The sequence below is a fragment of the Streptomyces sp. YIM 121038 genome (assembly GCF_006088715.1).
Taxonomy (GTDB): domain Bacteria; phylum Actinomycetota; class Actinomycetes; order Streptomycetales; family Streptomycetaceae; genus Streptomyces.
Genome location: NZ_CP030771.1, coordinates 282,131 through 297,411, shown reverse-complemented (window position 1 = coordinate 297,411; position 15,281 = coordinate 282,131). Strand labels below are relative to the sequence as shown.

Below are 15,281 nucleotides of genomic sequence, written 5' to 3'. Positions count from 1 at the left end.
CGGTGCCGGGGCCGAGATCGCCGCACGCGCCCCGTGCGGCTGAAAATAGTCGCCCGCTGTCCGGACTTGAGTGGGGGTGTTCTTCTACGGGGCGCGGGGGAAGGGCATCTGACGGAGTGCAGAAACGTTCGGCTCGACAGGGCGGGTGCGGCCCGCGCGCCGAAAACCGGCGGCGGGCCCTATAACACATGCCCGGCGCCGCGGGCTCCTTTCGCGACGAACGCCGCTAGGCGGAGGCTCCAGTTCAGGGTGCTTGCCACAGCCACACGATCTTGCGATTAGCATGACCATGCGCAGCCGTCGGAGGGCCGCGGCCCGAAGCGGGCCTCCTTCGCGACGGCACCGATGTGAGGGCGGGCCGACAGCCTGCATCCCCGTGCCGAGACCGAGGGGTCACGGAATGACTTTGTCCGCTGATGGGCGTCCGTCCGGCATAGCCGGCACTCCGCGAACGGCGTCCTCGCTACCGCTGCTCCTGCTCGGGGCGGCCGCCGTGGCGGGAGCCGTGGCGGCGGGGCTCGCGCCGTCGGCCGCCCGCGGCTGGGTGGCCGCCGTGGCCGTGGTCGGCTGGCTGCTCCTGGCCGTCGTCGTCTGGACGGGGCGCGCGGGCGCGGCCCGGCTGCGGGCGCACGCCGCGCAGCTGGAGAGCCAGCTGACCGGCGCGCAGACGCAGTTGGGCGCCCGGGGCGCCGAAGTGATCCACATGGCGCAGGTGACCCTGCCGACCGTGGCCCGGTCCCTGCGCGACGGCGCGGGCCCGCAGGACGCCCTGCACCAGACCCGGCCCCCGGCCGAACCGGCGTACCGCGAGCTCCTGAACGTCTGCGTCACCCTCCTCGCCGACGCCGAGGGCCGCGCCGCGGGCGCGGCCGCCGCCCAGCACCACACGGCCGGTGACCTGACCCGGGTGACCGACGACGTACGGCTGCTCGCCACCGAGACCCTGCCCGCGGTCGTCGGCGCGCTGCGCGGCGGCGCCTCGGCGGACCGCGTCCTCGCGAACGTGACCTGGCCCGCCGACCCCACGCTGCGCGACCTCACCGAGGCCGCCGTGCGGGAACTCGCCCTGAGCGAGCGGCGCGCGGCCGCCGCCCAGACCGCGAGCGCGAAGGCGCTGAGCCGGGTGCAGGCGAAGTCCGTCAGCATGCTCGCCGACCTGCGCGAGATGCAGGACCGCCACGGCGAGGACGTCTTCGGCGACCTGCTCAGGCTCGACCACAGCACGTCCCAGCTCGGCCTGATGACCGACCGGCTCGCGCTCCTGATGGGCGGCCGCTCCAGCCGCGCCTGGAACAAGCCCATCGTCATGGAGAGCATCCTGCGCGGCGCCGTCGGACGCATCGCCGCCTATCAGCGCGTACGGCTGCACAGCTCCACCAAGGCCGCCGTGGTCGGCTTCGCCGCCGAAGGCGTCATGCACCTGCTGGCCGAACTGATGGACAACGCCGCGAACTTCTCGCCGCCCACCGACGAGGTCCACGTCTACGTCGAGGAGTCGCGCACCGGCGTCGTCGTCACCATCGAGGACAGCGGCCTGCGCATGTCCGAGGCGGCGCTGCGCCGCGCCAAGGAGTCCGTGTCCGGGCAGGCCGCCGACCTCGCGCTGCTCCAGGGCACCCGGCTCGGCCTCGCCGTCGTCGGCCGACTGGCCGTCAAGTACGGCGTCAGCGTGAACTTCCGCCCCTCCTCGCGCGGCGGCACCGGCGTCGTCATCCTGCTCCCCCCGCAGCTCCTGGCGCAGCAGCCCCAGCCGGACAGCGCCCGCACGGTGGCGGCCCCTTCGGCGGAGGCCCCTTCGATCGAGGCCTCCGTCACCGAGGCCCCGGCCCTCCCGGCACCCGGACAGGCCGTCGGGCCGGAGGCCACCGAGGCGGGCCCTTCCGCGTCCCTGCCGTCGGCGCCCGCTTCGGCGGGCCCGGTGTCGCCGGTGCTTCCGGAGCAGGGCCCCGCGGACGGTCCCGAGGCCCCCGGCGCCCCGCAGGCCACCCCCGGCGGCTTGCCCGTGCGGCGGCCCGGCCGCACGATGGCCGCCGCGCACGCCGCGACCGAACGGCGCACCGCGGAACGGCACCCCGACAACCGGCACTCCAGCGAGCGGCAGGACGCCCAGCAGACCGGCCCCGACGCCGAGCGGACCGGCGCGAGCAGCGCCTCGCCGGACGAACGGCACCGCTCCGGGCAGAGCATCGGGGACCGGTTCGGCGCGTTCCACCGCGCCCGCCGGGCCGCCGCCGACGACACGGCTGAGAACCCACAGCCGCCGCGGGCCGAGTAGCCGCCCGCCCCCTCGCGGACCGGCCCGCCCCGTGGGACCCCAAGGACCGCTTCTCGACCCCCGCCCCGCACACCGAAAGGGAGGCACGGGCGTTCGCACCCCCCGGTGACGGCCCCGACACACGATGACGACCACCGACAACAGTCTGAACTGGCTCCTGGAGAGCCTGCTCGACGGCACCCCCGGCACCCGGCACGCCCTCGTCCTCTCCCGGGACGGCCTGAAGCTGTGCTGGAGCCCCGGCCTGACGCTGGACCAGGCGGACCAGCTCTCCGCGATCTGCTCCGGCATGCAGGCGCTCGCCCAGGGCGCGTCGATGGAGTTCGGGGACGGCACGGGCGGCGTACGGCACTCCATGACGGAGTTCCACGGCGGCCTGCTGTTCGTCGTGGAGGCGGGCCAGGGCGCGCACCTCGCCGTGATAGCCGACGAGGACGCCGACCCCGGCGTGGTGGGCAACCAGATGTCCCAGCTCGTGGCGCAGATCGGGGACCACCTGAGCGCCGAGCCCCGCGGCCAGGGCCTCACGAACCCCGCGTCATGACCCGGCGGCCCGTCGACGTGGGCGAACCGGACCGGCTGTACACCATCACCGGTGGGCGCAGCCGGTCCGACGGCGGCGCGTTCGACCTGGTGACGCTGATCGTGGCCGAGTGCGAGCCGTCGCCCGGCCAGCAGTCGGAGCATGCCCGCATCCTGGACCTGTGCCGCCACCCGACGGCCGTCGTCGAGATCGCCGCCGAGCTGTCGCTGCCCGTCACGGTCGTCCGCATCCTCCTGGAGGACCTCCAGGACACCGGCCGCATCACGGCCCGACACCCGCGCGTGGCGGCGTCCGCCGCGCTGCCCGATTCCGCTCTTCTCACGGAGGTGCTCCATGGGCTCCGCAACCTCTGAGCTGCCGCCCGAGGCCCGGACACCGCTGCGCGACACGGCCGAGTCCGGTCTGAAGATCGTCGTGGTGGGCGGCTTCGGGGTCGGCAAGACGACCCTGGTCCGCTCGGTCAGCGAGATCCGCCCCCTCAACACCGAAGAGGTGATGACGCGGGCGGGCGAGGACGTCGACCCGGTACCGACCGAGTCGGCCAAGACCACCACCACCGTGGCCTTCGACTTCGGCCGCATCAGCCTCAACGAGCGCCTGGTGCTCTATCTGTTCGGCGCGCCCGGCCAGAAGCGCTTCTGGTTCCTGTGGGACCGCCTCTTCTCCGGCACGCTCGGAGCGGTGGTGCTCGTCGACACCCGCAGGATGGACGACTCCTGGTACGCCATCGACCGGCTCGAACACCACGGCACGCCCTTCGTCGTCGCCGTCAACCGCTTCGACGGCGAGCACGCCTACCACTCCCTGGACGAGATCCGCACCGCCCTCGCACTGCCCGCGCACGTCCCCCTGGTCGACTGTGACGCCCGGGTCCGCTCGTCCGGCAAGAACGTGCTCATCACCCTCGTCGACCACCTCCACCACCTGGCACGGGAACGGGAACTGACAGCATGACCGAAGCCACCGGACCGGCGGCGCCCGGCACCCCGCCGCCCGGCTGCCCCGCACACAGTGACGCGGTGCCCCTCAGCGGCCTGGAGTACCAGCAGACGCCCTTCGAGCTCTACCGCGACCTGCGCGGCCGGTACGGCTCCGTGGCCCCCGTCCTCCTCGACGGTGACGTGCCCGCCTGGCTGGTCCTCGGCTACTCCGAGGTCAGCTACGTCACCGCGCACGACGAGCTGTTCGCCCGCGACTCGCGGCGCTGGAACCAGTGGGACCGGATCCCCGCCGACTGGCCGCTGCTGCCCTTCGTCGGCTACCAGCCGTCCGTCCTGTTCACCGAGGGCGCCGAGCACCGGCAGCGCGCCGGTGTCATCACCGAGGCGCTGGAGGGCGTCGACCAGTTCGAACTCGGCCGGGAGTGCGTCCACATCGCCGACCAGCTGATCGCCTCCTTCTCCGGGCGCGGCGCCGCCGAGCTGATGAGCGCCTACACCCACCCGCTCGCCATGCGCGCCGCCGTGCACATGGTCGGCATGCCGCCGGGCACCGCCGACACCGAGGGCCTCGTCGAGGACCTGCGCATGTCCCTCGACACCGCCGAGGGCGACGACCCGGTCGCCGCGTACGGGCGGGTGGGCGAGCGCGTGCACCGGCTGGTCAAGGAGCGGCGCGAGCGGCCCGCGGCCGACGTCACCTCGCGGATGCTGGAGCATCCGGCCGGGCTCACCGACGAGGAGGTCGTCCAGGACCTCATCTCGGTGATCGCCGCGGCCCAGCAGCCCACCGCCAACTGGATCTGCAACACCCTGCGGCTGCTCCTGACCGACGAGCGGTTCGCCCTGAACGTCTCCGGCGGCCGCCTCAGCGTCGGCCAGGCCCTGAACGAGGTGCTCTGGCTCGACACCCCCACGCAGAACTTCATCGGGCGCTGGGCGGTGCGCGACACCCAGCTGGGCGGCCGTCAGATCCGCGCGGGCGACTGCCTGGTCCTCGGCCTCGCCGCGGCCAACTCCGACCCGCAGCTGTGGCCCGGCGCCCACGTCGGCTCGGAGAACTCCGCGCACCTGTCCTTCAGCAACGGCGAACACCGCTGCCCCTACCCGGCTCCGCTGCTCGCCGACGTCATCGCCCGTACGGCCGTCGAAACCCTCCTGGAGCGGCTGCCCGACCTGGTCCTCGGCGTCGACCCGGCGGCCCTGACCTGGCGCCCTTCGGTGTGGATGCGCGGACTGACGGCCCTGCCCGTCCAGTTCACACCGGTGGCCCAGTAGCGTCGGCGTTCCGCCCACCGGGGCGGAACACCGACGCGGCGCTCGTGCCCGTCAACCCGGCTCAGCTCGGCAGAACGTCCTCGAGTTCCGCCAGTTCCTGCGTGTCCAGCGTGAGTTCCACGGCCCCGGCGGAGTCGGTGATGGTGGCCGGGCGGCTGGCTCCGGGCACCGGGATCATCGCCGGGGAGCGGGCGAGCAGCCAGGCGAGGGCGATCTGTTGGGGGCTGACGCCGCGGTCGGCGGCGACGCGGTGGAAGGCTGTGCCGACGGAGGTGTGGCCTGAGGGGCCGTCGAGGGAGCTGCGGGAGATGCCGCCGAGGGGGCTCCAGGGCAGGAAGGCCAGCCCCAGCTGTTCACTGAGCCGCAGCTCGGGCTCGCTGTCGCGGACGGCGGGCGAGTACTGGTTCTGCACGGAGACGAGCCCGTCGCCGAGGATCTGATGTGCCTGCCGGATCTGGACGGTGGTGACGTTGGAGATGCCTGCGGCGCGGATCGTGCCGGCGTCGAGGAGCTCGCGCAGCGCCCCGACGGACTCCGCCCAGGGCACGGTCGGGTCCGGCTTGTGCAGCTGGTACAGGCCGATCGCGTCGACGCCCAGACGCTTGGCGGAGGCTTCAGCGGCTCGCTTGAGGTGGGCGGGGGCGGCGGTGACGGTCCAGCTGCCGTCGCCGGGGCGGCCGCGCCCGCCCTTGGTGGCCACCAGGACATGGGAGGTGTCGCCGCCGTAGCGGGCCAGGGCGCGGGCGATCAGCAGTTCGTTGTGGCCCGCCTCGTCGGCGTGCCAGTGGTAGCTATCGGCGGTGTCGACCAAGGTGACACCGGCGTCGAGGGCGGCGTGGACGGTGGCGATCGCCCGCGTCTCGTCCGGGCGGTGCTCGATGGACAGCGGCATGGCGCCCAGGCCGATGGCGCTGACGGCGGTGTGGGCGAGGGGGCGGTACTGCATGGTGGCCTTGTTCCTTACGCGGGGGGAGCTGCGGATGCGGCGAGGGCTTCGGCGGCGGCGCCGGGCAGCCAGTCGGTAGTGCGGGAGAAGGCGAAGCCCAGCGCCTTCGCGCGGGCGTTGCTCATGGCGTAGTAGCGGTCGAAGGAGAACGGCGAAGCCTTCTCGCCCGCCGGGACGGTCCGGTAGCCGGCCTCCCGGCCGGCCTGCGTGGCGACGATCTCGGCGAGATCGCGCACGTCGAGCGGGCCGTCGGAGCAGGCGTTGACCGGGCCGGTGAAGTCGGCCGCGGCCGCCCACAACAGCACGTCCGCCAGCTCCTCGTAGTGGATGAAGACCGTGGGCAGCGCCTGCGCGTGCACAGTGATCTCTTCGCCCCGGGCGATGCGCCCGGCATAGTGCGCCAGCCGACCGGTGAACTCCCGTGCGCCGCCGCCGAGCACATGGGCGCTGCGCACAGTGGCGAAGGCGAAGCTGCCGGCGCGGGCGAAGACGGCCTCGGCCTGCCGCTTGCCCTCGGCGTAGTGCGCCTCCAGGTAGGCGTCGTCGTGCCAGGGCAGGTCCATGGCCACCTGCCACGTGGTCGGGTACACGCTCTCCTCGGGCACGGGCGTCCCCGAGGGCGCGGGCGGCAGGGCGGCGGTGTCGGGGTCGTAGACCTCGATCGTGGAGGTCATGACGTAGCGCCTGGTGCGGCCGGCAAGGGCGCGAGCGGCGACGGCGGCCTGTACCGGGGTGTAGCAAACCTGGTCCACCACGACGTCGAAGGTGCGGCCGTCGAGTGCGGCGGTCAGGGCGGCCTCGTCGTCGCGGTCGACGACGAGGTGCTCGACGCCGACGGGCGGCGGGGCGGAGCCGCGGTTCACCACGGTGACCTGGTGGCCCGCGGCCTGCAGGCGCTCCACCAGGAGCTTTCCGAAGTACCGGCTTCCGCCGATGACGCAGATCCTTTGCATGCCCCCATCCTGGGGACCTATCGTCATCAGGAGAAGTCCCGACTTGCTTGGTACGCATTAAGGAAAACTGTTGATCGATGTGCAGCGGCTCCGCGTCCTGCGGGCGGTGGCGGAGCACGGCAGCTTCAACCAGGCGGCCGCGGTGCTCCGCCTCACCCCCTCGGCCGTCTCCCAGCAGGTGGCCGCACTGGAACGCGGTCTCGGTGCCCAGGTCGTCGCGCGCAGCACCCGAGGCGTCACCCTCACGCCGGCAGGCCACATCATGGTCGGCGCGGCCGAATCCGTCGCCGCCGAGCTCGAACACGCACGACAGCAGGTCGCCGAGCTCAGCACCGGCCGCACCCAGCTCACCGTCGCCACCTTCACCAGCGGTGGCAGGCTCCTGCTGCCCTCCGCGCTCGCCCGGCTCATGGCAGCCCATCCCCGCACCGTCCTCCACGTCAGGGAGGGCGAACCCGAAGACACCCTTCCCCTGGTCCGGCAGGGCGCCGTGGACCTCGCCCTCGCCTACCACTTCGACGGCCCGCTCCCCGTCGGCCCGCGCCCCGGCACCAGCCTGGAGTGGACGCCCCTGCTGGAAGACCCCCTGCACGTCGTCCTGCCCCAGGGGCACCGACTCGTCGGCCACGATTCGCTCGACCTCGCCGAACTGGCCGCGGAACCCTGGGTGCTCGGCTGTCTGAAGACCGAGGCCTACCTGCGCCGCTACGCGGAGCAGGCCGGCTTCGATCCGGACATCCGCGGGACCACCACCGACTACTTCTTCGCCCGCTCCCTCGTCGCCGCGGGCATGGGAATCTCCCTGATTCCCTCGATCGCGCTCACCCCCGAGATCCCAGGGCTGAGCACCGTCTCGCTCAAGTCGCCGGTCCCGATCCGGCACATCGGCGTCGCCGCGATCAACGGCCGTGACCGGCCCCACGTCACGACGCTCATTCACGCCCTTCGCGAGCAGGCGACGCAGCACAACGGGCATTGATCCGCCACGGGGCCCGCCGAACGCCGACGGGGTGGCGTTCCGCTACTTCGCACCGTGGGTCAGAGAGAGGAGACCGGGGCCGCTCGGCGCGCCACCGGGGTGAAGACCACCGGCAGCGCCCGCGGCCCCCGGGTGAAGACGCCGTGCTCCTCGGGGGCGAAGCCGTCCGCGAAGCGCAGGTCGGGCAGGGCGTCGAGGAGGTCGTTGACGCCGGTCTCGACCTCGGCGCGGGCCAGCAGCGCGCCCACGCAGAAGTGCCGGCCGAGGGCGAAGGCGAGGTGGTCGGCCGCCGCGGAGAAGGCGGTCGTGGTGGTGAGGTCGTCCCGGAAGAGGTCGAAGCGGTCCGGGTCGCCGTAGCGCTCGCCGTCGCGGTTGGCCGAGCCGATCAGGCAGGTGATCGTCGCCCCGGCCGGGACGGTGCCACCGGCGAGCTCCACCTCGGCCGCGGTCTGCCGCATGATCATGTGGACCGGCGGGGTGTGGCGGAGCGTCTCCGCGAACGCCCGGTCGATCAGGGACCGGTCGGCGCGCACCGCGGCGAGCTGGTCGGGGTGCGCGAGGAGGTTCGCGAAGATGCTCGCGATCGCCTTGTCCGTGGTCTCGCCGCCCGCCGCGAGCAGCAGGCTGCAGAACGCCTTGATGTCCTCGTCGCTCATGCGGACGCCGTCGACCTCCGCGGCGCACAGCCGGGACAGCAGATCGTCCCCGGGCTCCTCGCGCCGCCGCTGGATGACGGGCAGCATGTACGCGGCGAACTCCGCACGGGTGCGCTCACCGGCGGCCGTCACCTCGGGGTCGCCCGCGAGGTTGCCGAGGAAGGCGATCACGTTCGTGTACCAGCCGTGGAACCGCGCGTGGTCCGCCTTGTCCAGGCCGAGCATGTCCGCGATCACGTTCACGGGGAAGCGGGTCGCGTACTCCGCCACGAGGTCCGCCGAACCCCGGTCCCGGAAGGCGTCCACGAGCTCGCGGGAGTTGCGGCGGATGACCGGCAGGAAGGTGTGCTGGAGCTCGCTGCCCCGGAAGGCCGGGGCGACCAGGGCCCGGCGCACCGCGTGCTCGCGCCCGCTGAGCTGGAGGATCGTCCGGCCGTGCACGGGCTCCAGCTGCCAGTCGTAGTTGTCGGTGGTGAACACCGACTCCTTGTCCTTGAAGACGCGTGCCACGTCCTCGTAGCGCGAGACGACATAGCTCTTGGTGGGCTCGTGCCACAGGAGCGGTGCGTGCTCCCGCAGTGCGCGGTAGACGGGGTAGGGGTCGGCGGCGAACTCGGCCGAGAGGATGTCCGGTATGGACTGAGCAGTGGACACGGGGCTCCTTAGGGGAACAACTGCGTGGCGGGGCCACCCTATTGATCAAGAAAAGGAACCGACAGGGTGCGCGGGGCGGGATTTCCCGGGAGACGCCCTCGCGAGCCGAACCTCACTGCGTGGGGGAGACCTTGTGAACCGTGGTGTCCTCGGGGTCAAGGCGCCGCCCGTCCGCGGCCAGCACTTCGAGAGGGCGCAGCCGGCGCTCCTGCCGACGGTCGACGAGTCGTGAGTGGGGCTCGTCCGGGGCGAAGAAGTTCTGCTCGCCCCACTGCCGGAGCGCCACGATGACGGGGAAGAGGGCCTTGCCCTTAGGGGTCAGGACGTACTCGCGGTAGGCGCTGCCGTCCGACGCGGGGACGGAGGCGAGGACGCCCCCGTCGACCAGGGTGCGCAGCCGCGCGGTGAGGATGTTCTTCGCCACGCCGAGGCTGCGCTGGAACTCCCCGAAGCGCCTGCTCCCGTCGAAGGCGTCCCGCACGATCAGCAGGGACCACCAGTCGCCGATCGCGTCCACGGACCGGGCGACGGGACATTCACTGTCGTCGAAACGCGTCCTGGTCACCATGGTGTCCCTCGCTCTCACACGGCCTCGTCCACGCTCATGCTGGTTGCAACATGCTACCAAGAGGGCCTACCGTCGCCGTCATCGTTAGTTGGTGGCAAGATGAAACCAGATTGCGGAGGGGTAGCCATGCCCGGAAACGGTGAGGCCGTGACGCGAGGAACCGGGGCGCGAGGAGGTGAGGCCTCCGGGTCGGGGCCTGCCGGGGAAGGACCCGCCGGGGAAGGACCCGCCGGGGGCGGGCGCGTGGGGGAGGGGCGCGCGGGTGAAGGGCCCGCGTTCGCCCTGACCCGGGGCGTCGTCATCCTCTTCGCCGTCGCCTGCGGAGCCGCGGTGGCCAACGTCTACTTCTCCCAGCCGCTCCTGGTGACCATCGGCGAAGACCTCGCGATGAGCCCGGCACTCGTCGGCAGCGTGGTCACCCTCACGCACGTCGGATACGGCCTGGGCCTCTTCCTCCTCGTACCGCTGGGCGACATGGTGGACCGCAGAAGGCTCATCGTGGCCCAACTGCTGCTCCTCGTGGGGGCGCTGACCGCGGTGGCCGTCGCCCCCACGGCGGCGCTGCTCCTCGCGGGCATGGCCGCGACCGGCCTGCTCGCCGTCGTCACGCAGACGCTCGTGGCCTTCGCGGCCTCCCTGGCACCCGCCGCCGGGCGCGGCCGGGTCGTCGGCCTGGTCACCAGCGGCGTGGTCACCGGCATCCTGCTCGCCCGCACCGCCTCCGGCCTCATCGCCGACCTCGCGGGCTGGCGCGCCGTCTACCTCGCGTCGGCGACGCTCACCGCCCTGCTCGCCGTCGTCCTGTACCGCGTCCTGCCGCGCCACGGCGCCGCCGCGCCGACCACCCTGCGCTACGGACAGCTCCTGCGCTCCACGGTCACCCTGTTCGTACGGGAACCGCTGCTGCGCCTGCGCGCCCTGTTCTGCCTGCTGATCTTCGCCTCCTTCAGCACCCTGTGGAGCAGCGTCGCGCTCCCGCTCAGCGAGGCCCCGTACTCCCTGTCCCACAGCGAGATCGGGGCGTTCGGCCTCATCGGCGTCGTCGGCGCCCTGGCCGCGACCGTGGCGGGCCGCCTCAACGACCGCGGCCGCTCCCGGCAGACCACCGGCATCGCCCTGGCCCTGCTCGCCGCCTCCTGGCTGCCCCTGGCCTTCACCCGCAGCTCCCTCTGGGCCCTGGCCGCCGGAGTGATCCTCCTCGACCTCGCCGTCCAGGCGGTCCACGTCACCAACCAGACCCTGATCTACGCCCTGCACCCGGACGCGGGCAGCCGCCTCATCGGGGGATACATGGTCTTCTACTCGATCGGCAGCGCCACGGGCGCCATCGCCGCGACCTCCCTCTACGAGGCGGCGGGCTGGGGCGCCGTCTGCGTCCTGGGCGCCGCGTTCAGCGGCCTCGGCCTCGTGGCGTGGGCCTTCACCCGGGACGCTGCGCCGGGACCGGCGACCGGGGCGAGGTCCCGTCGACCACGATAGGGACCATCGACCACACGATCGCGGGAGGACCCGGTGGGGCAGCCGCAGAACGACGTCATGCTCATCCTCAGGCGCGGGGACACCGTCCTCCTGGCCAGGCGGGACAACACCGGATACGCCGACGGGCTGCTCAACCTCCCTTCCGGCAAGGTCGATCCGGGGGAGGACCCCCGCGCCGCGATCGTGCGCGAGGCGCGGGAGGAGATCGGCGTCCAGCTCGACCGCGCGGCGGTGCGCCTCGCGCATGTGATGTTCTTCCGCAGTCCTGAAGGGCGCGACCGCGTGGGCTGGTTCTTCACCGTCGAGCGGGACTTCACCGGCACGGTCGTCAACTCCGAACCCCACAAGTGCAGCGAACTCCTCTGGGCCCCCGTCGACCCGCTCCCCAAGGACACCGTCCGGTACAACGCGCTCGGCATCCAGCACTACCTGAAGGGCGAGCCGCACTCCCTCCACACGGACGACTGGGAGGCGACGACCTGGTAGCGCCCAGCCTCGGCCAGGGGCCGCGGCCGCCTTCCGGCACGACCCCGGGAGGGCTCTGCCGAGGCACGGCGGCCCTAGGGCTCCTGTCGCGGGACCGCGACCGGCTGTCACCGGGCGGGCCCCGTAGGGGAGAATCCCCGGGTGACCACGCCTTCCTCCCGCGACCGCGCGCTGGGGCGCGGTGTCTTCGCGCTCATTCCCCAGGCCGGCGACTCCGTGTCCGCGGCGGACCGGGCCGGTGCCGCGCTCGCCGCGCTGCGGACGGTTCCGGTGCACGTCGGCGTACTCCAGGCCGCTGTGATCCTCCTCGAAGAGGCCGAGCACACCGACCAGGACGCGGTCCGCGCGGCCACGACCGCCTCAACCGTGGCCCTGCTCAAGGCAGCGCTGGCCCAGGCCGCGGACGACCACTGAGACCAGCGGGTGCGAGGGGCCCGGCCGACACCGCGCGGCGGCGCCGACCGGGTCCTCCCCCCCCTGTACGTGAACCAGTCTCGCCCCCGACCCAGCCGCCGCTCAAAGCCCTTCGAGGCGCATCGAAATTGGACATTCCGTAGGCCTGGGCGGAGCACTTTGGCCAGATGGGGTGCGCGGCCGCCCCGGTGGGCGCAGCGCCGGTTAGCGTGATCGCGCGGCTCGGCCGACGACGGCCGGACCGACCGCCGCCGGGCGCGCGCCCCGACCCGCCGAGCGCCTGGAGACACGACGGTGCTACGCATCCACCTCACCGCCGACGACCTGTCCCGGGTACGCGTCGCGGACCGCCCCGACCCCCTCGCCGAGACCGTCTTGAGCCTGCCGCTGCTCCAGGCGGAGCGGCCAGACCGGGCGGCGACCGCGGCCCTGTCCGGCTGGCGCGAGCGCACCCGCCGCGCCCTGCGGCCCGAGATGGGGCTCCTGTTCGACCTGGCGCCCGCGGGCGTCGGCGAGTACGTCCCCGAGGTGTTCACGCACGCCGTCACCGGCAGTCTCGCGGACAGCCTCGACCACACCTGGTCGCTGCCGGGCGGCCAGTGGGCCGCCGACTGGCGCGCCACCCGGCTGCTGCGGCCCCGCGCGCCGCGCTGGATCCACGAACTGCACCACGGGGACCGCACCTGGGCGGCGCTCGTCCGCCGTGAGCTGCGCTCCTACCACGCCCTCGCGGTGGCGCCCTACTGGTCACAACTCCTCGCGTGCGCCCACAACGACCGTGCCCAGCGGGCCCTGACCGCCGTCGACACGGGCGTCGAGGGGCTGCTCGGCACCCTGCACCCCGAGATCTCCTGGAGCCGGGGCGTCCTGAGCGTGCCCTGCGACATGGACACCGACCTCGACCTGGGCGGCCGCGGGCTGTTGCTCGTCCCGACGTTCTTCTGCCCGAGGCCGCTCGTGCTGGTCGACAACGCCGAGCCCGAGCGGCCCTTCGTCCTGCGCTACCCGCTCGCGCGCTCCCTCCTCGACCGCGCCTCCGTGGTGACGTGTGAGACACAGGCGGCCGAGGGCGGCCTGAGCGCTCTCCTCGGTGCCACCCGGGCCCGGACCCTCCGGGAGGTGCGGAGCCCGGTCGGCACCGTCGAGCTGGCCCGGCGCATCGGCACCTCCGCCGCGACGGCCAGCCACCACGCCTCGGTGCTGCGGACCGCCGGGCTGCTCACCACCCGCCGGGAGGGCCCGGGGGTCAGGCACGCCCTGACCCCGCTCGGCCGCGCCCTGCTGGACGCGGGGCCGCCGCCGACCGGCTAGACCTCACTTGCGGGCGTGCAGCACATGGCCGTCCAGCGGCAGCGGCCGGTGCCCGGCCAGGGTGAGGCCCGCGTCGGCCAGCAGCCGGCCGTAGTGGTCGGCCGTGCGCTCGCGCCCCCCGACGTTGCACCGCATGTGGAGGTCCCAGGCGGTGGCGAGGGACGGCGAGTTGTCGGTGGGCAGCAGGCGCTCGACGATGAGCAGGTCGGCGTCGGCGGGCATGGCGCGGGCGCAGTGCCGCAGGATGTCGCGGCACCGCTCGTCGTCCCAGTCGTGCAGCACGCGACAGAGGAGATACACGTCCGCGCCCGCAGGTACGTCCGCGAAGTCCCCCGCCACGTACGAGCACCGGGCGCCGCCGAGGCGGCGGCGGGCGGCCGCGACGACGTGCGGGCGTTCCAGCAGCACGGCGTCGAGCCCCGGATGCGCGGCGAGGATGCGGCTGAGCAGCTCCCCGTTGCCGCCCGCGATGTCGACCACGGTGGCTCCCCGCGGCTTGCGGGCCGCCGCGGTGAGGACCGGATGGGTGGGAAGCGGCTCGAACATGCGCCAGTTCGCGGCCATGGACTGGTCGAAGAGTTCGGCGAGACGGGGGTCGGCGGCGAAGTGGTCGAAGTGGTGGGCGCCGAAGAGGTACTCGAAGGCGACCTGCCCGGTGCGCACCGTGTGCGCGAGGGCGGCGAAGGACTGGTAGAACGGTCCGCCGTACAAGAGGGCCAGGGGCCGCATCGAGCCCGGGCCCTCCGTGCGCAGGAGCGCGCCGAGGGCGGTGAGCCGGAAGCTGCCGGGAGCCTCCTCGGCGACGACGCCGAGCGAGGCGAGGTAGCGCAGGAGCACCGTCAGGCTGTCCGGGTCCGCCGCCACCTTGCCCGCCAGGGCCCCGGCGTCGACGGCGCGGTCGGTCTCCATCGCGTCGGGCACCCGCAGCTGGGCGGCGGTGGCCAGGGCCTGCGTGGTCCAGGCCCCGGTGAGCAGCCGCAGCAGCGCCTCGGGCGGCTGCTGGCGGTGGAAGTCGGCCAGGTGCGCGGCGAGTTGACAGCGGTGGTCACCGGGGGCGTACAGCTCGATGCGGCGGTATCCGGCCCGGGACGTGGTGGGCGCGGCGAAGTAGAAGACCGTGCCGTTCTCGTGCGGGTTGTATCCGCCGCCGTCCGGGAGCGCCCCGTGGAAGGCGAAGGACGCGCGCAGCCCGCGCAGCACCAGCGGGTCGGGGGCCTGCACCTCGAAGGCGACGTGCGCCTCGTCGTGCCGGGCGAGTTCGAGCGCGGCGATCTCCTCCAGGTCCGAGCCCGGCGGCACGGTGAGGGCGAACACCTCGACCGTGCGGCGGTGCCCGTCACGGCCGAGCACCGCCGGGCGCAGGATGCGCACGTCGAGGTCGTCGGCCGTGCGACGGTGCCGCAGCGCCAGGCGTTCGCGTACGACCACGCTCGGCTGCGGCGGTGTCCGGGTGACCAGGCCGCACTCGGCCAGCGTGGCCTCCAGTGCCAGCGCGTGGACGGGGAAGACGAGCAGCGCGGCGTGCGCGAAGCGGCACCGCTCCACCAGCGCGCGCAGCTCCGGGCCGTCGAGCCCGGGGAGCAGGAGCGGCAGGAGGGACTCGCTGTCCTGCTGGGTGACAAAGTCGACCGTCGCGCGCAGGCGCGAGGTGTCGTCCGACAACGCCGTGATCAACGGGGCGTCCTCATTCCGGGGAGAGCTGAGGTGGGAGAACCGAGGGGAAGTGGCCTGAGAGGAGAGCGGTCTCAGGCGGAGGTGGTGTCAGGTGGGGATGGCCGAAGGCGGGGGGCGGGGGCAGGG

15 protein-coding genes are annotated in these 15,281 nt (G+C 73.4%); 10 read left to right on the top strand and 5 right to left on the bottom strand.

The window, feature by feature from the left end; all coding sequences use genetic code 11:
• Positions 1-400 precede the first annotated feature (400 nt).
• From C9F11_RS01220 to C9F11_RS01200, 5 genes are all read left to right on the top strand, one after another.
• On the top strand, positions 401-2,275 hold the full coding sequence (locus C9F11_RS01220; RefSeq protein WP_138957470.1) for an ATP-binding protein: 1,875 nt from the start codon (positions 401-403) through the stop codon (positions 2,273-2,275).
• Between the two features lie 124 nt (positions 2,276-2,399).
• Positions 2,400-2,819, top strand: a complete 420-nt coding sequence (locus C9F11_RS01215) for a roadblock/LC7 domain-containing protein (RefSeq protein ID WP_138957469.1) — start codon at positions 2,400-2,402, stop codon at positions 2,817-2,819.
• The gene (locus tag C9F11_RS01210) at positions 2,816-3,172 is read left to right on the top strand and encodes a DUF742 domain-containing protein (protein ID WP_138957468.1); all 357 of its coding nucleotides are present in this window, start codon (positions 2,816-2,818) and stop codon (positions 3,170-3,172) included. The genes C9F11_RS01215 and C9F11_RS01210 overlap by 4 nt, the downstream gene beginning before the upstream one ends.
• Positions 3,153-3,773 carry an ATP/GTP-binding protein gene (locus C9F11_RS01205; RefSeq protein ID WP_138957467.1) on the top strand — a complete coding sequence of 207 codons (621 nt, stop codon included), beginning with the start codon at positions 3,153-3,155 and terminating at the stop codon, positions 3,771-3,773. Before C9F11_RS01210 ends, C9F11_RS01205 begins: the two co-directional genes overlap by 20 nt.
• Entirely contained in the window at positions 3,770-5,035 is a 1,266-nt protein-coding gene (locus tag C9F11_RS01200) for a cytochrome P450 (protein WP_138957466.1), read from the top strand. The genes C9F11_RS01205 and C9F11_RS01200 overlap by 4 nt, the downstream gene beginning before the upstream one ends.
• A 61-nt stretch (positions 5,036-5,096) precedes the next feature.
• Here C9F11_RS01200 and C9F11_RS01195 read toward each other — a convergent pair whose 3' ends face one another.
• Together C9F11_RS01195 and C9F11_RS01190 are read right to left on the bottom strand one after the other, a co-directional pair.
• On the bottom strand, positions 5,097-5,981 hold the full coding sequence (locus C9F11_RS01195) for an aldo/keto reductase (RefSeq protein WP_138957465.1): 885 nt from the start codon (positions 5,979-5,981) through the stop codon (positions 5,097-5,099).
• A gap of 14 nt (positions 5,982-5,995) precedes the next feature.
• A complete protein-coding gene (locus C9F11_RS01190) occupies positions 5,996-6,934 on the bottom strand; it encodes an NAD-dependent epimerase/dehydratase family protein (protein ID WP_138957464.1) in 939 nt (312 codons plus the stop codon).
• A 70-nt stretch (positions 6,935-7,004) separates the two neighbouring features.
• Here C9F11_RS01190 and C9F11_RS01185 point away from each other — a divergent pair, with 70 nt between their 5' ends.
• A complete protein-coding gene (locus tag C9F11_RS01185) occupies positions 7,005-7,913 on the top strand; it encodes a LysR family transcriptional regulator (RefSeq protein ID WP_138957463.1) in 909 nt (302 codons plus the stop codon).
• A 59-nt stretch (positions 7,914-7,972) separates the two neighbouring features.
• On the opposite strand, the gene C9F11_RS01180 is transcribed toward C9F11_RS01185, so the two are convergent.
• Positions 7,973-9,223, bottom strand: a complete 1,251-nt coding sequence (locus C9F11_RS01180) for a cytochrome P450 (RefSeq protein ID WP_138957462.1) — start codon at positions 9,221-9,223, stop codon at positions 7,973-7,975.
• Between the two features lie 112 nt (positions 9,224-9,335).
• A complete protein-coding gene (locus C9F11_RS01175) occupies positions 9,336-9,791 on the bottom strand; it encodes a helix-turn-helix domain-containing protein (protein WP_138957461.1) in 456 nt (151 codons plus the stop codon).
• A 243-nt stretch (positions 9,792-10,034) separates the two neighbouring features.
• On the opposite strand from C9F11_RS01175, the gene C9F11_RS01170 reads away from it, so the two are divergent.
• From C9F11_RS01170 to C9F11_RS01155, 4 genes are all read left to right on the top strand, one after another.
• Entirely contained in the window at positions 10,035-11,270 is a 1,236-nt protein-coding gene (locus tag C9F11_RS01170) for an MFS transporter (protein ID WP_249401537.1), read from the top strand.
• Positions 11,271-11,303: 33 nt separating this feature from the next.
• On the top strand, positions 11,304-11,756 hold the full coding sequence (locus C9F11_RS01165; RefSeq protein WP_249401536.1) for an NUDIX domain-containing protein: 453 nt from the start codon (positions 11,304-11,306) through the stop codon (positions 11,754-11,756).
• Positions 11,757-11,897: 141 nt separating this feature from the next.
• On the top strand, positions 11,898-12,170 hold the full coding sequence (locus C9F11_RS01160; RefSeq protein ID WP_138957459.1) for a hypothetical protein: 273 nt from the start codon (positions 11,898-11,900) through the stop codon (positions 12,168-12,170).
• A gap of 294 nt (positions 12,171-12,464) precedes the next feature.
• On the top strand, positions 12,465-13,481 hold the full coding sequence (locus C9F11_RS01155) for a winged helix-turn-helix domain-containing protein (RefSeq protein ID WP_138957458.1): 1,017 nt from the start codon (positions 12,465-12,467) through the stop codon (positions 13,479-13,481).
• 3 nt (positions 13,482-13,484) lie between these two features.
• On the opposite strand, the gene C9F11_RS01150 is transcribed toward C9F11_RS01155, so the two are convergent.
• Positions 13,485-15,155, bottom strand: coding sequence for a methyltransferase (locus C9F11_RS01150; protein WP_138957457.1), 1,671 nt, complete (start codon positions 15,153-15,155; stop codon positions 13,485-13,487).
• Between the last annotated feature and the right edge of the window lie 126 nt (positions 15,156-15,281).